We start from the raw sequence: 3,038 nt of genomic DNA, 5'->3' as shown, positions 1-3,038 counted from the left end.
AAAAGTCTCTTGCTCTACCTATTGAGCTAACGGCCCGCAGTCCCTGATCGTACCTGCCGGAGTGGTCTGCCACGATGCCGGGGGCAACGGTTGGCTGACCTGGCGGCCGTCGGACTCGGAGAGAGGCTGACCGGTGCGTCTCGATGACACTGTGGTATCGGCAAAGTCCATCGCGTCAGCCACCGCTCAACAATGATCAAACAATAGGTCGACGCTGCATCCGCCCACCGGTTCCAGGGCAGTCTCCAGCGGTCAGTGCACCGGCCGCCTCGCAGCGGGACCCCAAGCAGGGGGTTCGAATCGGGCTGTTGGGGCAGGCCAGAAACCCGCCCAATCATGATCAAGCTTGCCGAGCCCCTGCTCTCAGCACAGCGCGGACAGCGCGCCGGCCCCCTGAGTCCAAGCAGCCTCAAGAGCAAAGACGTTCGCTACCGCCGCACCTACCAGGATCTGCTCTTCCACTCCGAAGACACAGACCGCGGCTGACCACTCTCCACGGGCACATCCGGGGCCACCTATCTAGATCTTGGTTGTATCCGCCCTGGGGTAGCTGGCGGAGCTTCAGCAGGATTCTGGGGCGGTATGGACGATCCGATAACCCATCGTCCGGTTTCGATGGCAATGGGTCAGCAACACAAGGACCTCTGGCCTACGATGCCGCTTGCGAGGGCCTCGACGATGTCCCACACGATGCCCTCAGCCTGGCGGCGCGTGCGTCCCGGCAGCGTCGACAGTCGACAGCGGAAGTCGGTCGACGACGTCGTAGGCCGGCCCCTGCCCGGTGCGTCGTGGAGAGTCGGCACAGCACCGCCAGCCCGCCCCACCACTACAGGCGCCTGCCGGAGACGCATCGCGCGCGCCGAGCCAAGCAGATCGCTCGGCCCGCCCTCCACCGGTTGTCAAGCTCTCCGACGGAGGCGGCCCCGCATAGGCACGGATCATCCGCATTCGTCAGGTTTTCGGCTGGAATCCATAGGATCCAACGGAGCTCAACAATAACGGGCAGCCCCCATCAACGTAGGTCAAGAGGCTCGGCGAGGACGGCGTCCGCCGCGGGGCGGGTGAGGTCACCAGTCGCGACGAGACGGTCGAGGACGTGGCGTTGGCGGGCTCGCGCGGCCTCGGGGTGCCGGTAGGGGTCGTAGGCGCTCGGGGCCTGCACCAATCCGGCCAGCATCGACGCCTGCGTCCAGGTCAGCACGGCGGGATCATGATCAAAATAACCCCAGGCCGCGTCGGTGACGCCATAGTAGCCGTGCCCGAAATAGACCGTGTCCAGGTACATCCGCAAAATGTCGGTTTTGCTGTACCGGACGTCGAGCTTCACCGCCAGAGCCACCTGCTCGACGCGGTCGGTGAAGCCGCGTCGCCCACCCGTATAAAGAATCTTGGCCAGCTGCTGCTCGAGGGTCGCGCCCCCCACGTCGCCGTTCATGGCGAGGGAAGCCACGGTGGCACGCACGGCGCCGGTCGGGTCCACGCCGTGATGGGAGAAGAACCGGGTGTCCTCGGTTGCGAGAAGCGCCCGCACGACCCGATCGGGTAGCGGCCCAGCCAGCGGTGCCGCACCGTCGGCCGCGGCCAGCGCCTGTACACGCTGTCGCGCGTCAGCCGTGGATGGGGTCACGGCAAGAAGCAGCCCGAAACCGCCGGCCGCGACCAAGAGCATGACCAGGAGCACAGACAGCACGGCGATAGCGGCCCGGCGGGCACCTCGCCGTCCCCGCCCGGTGTGACGGCGATCCGGCGTGGCGCCAGGGCCTGGGGGAAGAGAGCCGCCCAGATCATTGGGCATCCGGCCAACGGGAAAAATCGTCGCGCCGCCCATTATCGCAGCCAGTTCGTCACGGTACTCACCCTGCCGTCGTGGTCTCCCAATGTTGTTGGACCTCAGCCCAGGCCGAGCATCTCCTGGGCGGGTTACCCATCGCCACACGACGGACCGTGCCACGCCAGCGGGCCGCGGCCCAGCCAGCCCCGCCCGGCTGTTATCCGCGCTATGCCCCGTCCTGCCGGGATGTCGAGAGAGTCCTCGCCGCACGCGGCCTCGTCATCGGCACCTTTTCTATCGCGCTTTCCAGCAGCCTTTGGCCACCACCCCGAAGACACCCCGAAGAGACCCCGAACGCAAGCGCCAACCCGTCGGGAGCAGGCACGGAAGCGGTCACATATGTGTCAGTTTTTCAAGATCTTTAATCCGCACTCACCACTCGCCGATCATCGACGGCGATCGTCCCGCGGATGAAAATGATCTCCCCAACCTGACGAAATCCCACCAGGAAACGATGGTGTGGCCACATGTGGTGGTTTACAATTCTCACCGGGTGATGGTAGCCCTGACACAAGAGCACATCAGCTGCCACGAGCCACGAACAGCCCCTCCTTGACGAAGACGAACAACAATGAAGATCCTTTCAGGATACCCTGCCAAGTGACAGCGCCCAGCGCCGGCATCACGAGGAGGAACGGTCATGGTAAACCTGTTTCGACCGGTACCAGACTGGTTCTCGTTCGAAAACCAGGGTGGCGGCATCGCCGTCGGAAGCCTGGCGAACGATGGCACGCAGGACATGGTTGTGTTGATGGTCGACAACCCAGCCGGACAGAATCAGGGCCTCTATCGTGTGGGGAAGACGCTCGACGACGCCGGTCGGATCACCGGCGGCTGGACACCGTGGATCACCATCCCGGACTGGTTCTCCTGGGAGAACCAAGGCGGAAATATCGCCTTGGCCGACCTGGATGGCAGCGGCCGGCAGGATCTTGTCGTCGCGATGGTCGACAACCCCATCGGGCAAAATCAGGGCCTGTTCCGGATCGGCCGCAATCTCGACGCATCGGGCAACGTCGCTGGCGGCTGGACACCGTGGATCACCATCCCGGACTGGTTCTCCTGGGAGAACCAAGGCATCGCGGTCGCGGTGACACCGCCGAACGACCAAGGCAACCGCGACCTGATCGTGCTTACGATCGACAATCCTCCCCAAGGCAACCGCGCGATCTACCGCATCGGCAAACACGTCGATATCCATGGCAAT

1 protein-coding gene and 1 pseudogene are annotated in these 3,038 nt (G+C 64.5%); one reads left to right on the top strand and one right to left on the bottom strand.

Annotation, left to right across the window (positions count from 1 at the left end):
* Positions 1-1,012 precede the first annotated feature (1,012 nt).
* The gene (locus tag MJ785_RS19575; protein WP_239311093.1) at positions 1,013-1,690 is read right to left on the bottom strand and encodes a biosynthetic peptidoglycan transglycosylase; all 678 of its coding nucleotides are present in this window, start codon (positions 1,688-1,690) and stop codon (positions 1,013-1,015) included.
* A 781-nt stretch (positions 1,691-2,471) separates the two neighbouring features.
* On the opposite strand from MJ785_RS19575, the pseudogene MJ785_RS19570 reads away from it, so the two are divergent.
* Positions 2,472-3,038, top strand: a pseudogene (locus MJ785_RS19570) (hypothetical protein); the annotation flags it as partial.

The organism is Protofrankia sp. CiT1, assembly GCF_917627335.1.
Lineage (GTDB): Bacteria > Actinomycetota > Actinomycetes > Frankiales > Frankiaceae > Protofrankia.
The sequence above is the reverse complement of the archived record's forward strand: the minus strand, read 5'-3'. Positions and strand labels throughout refer to the sequence as shown.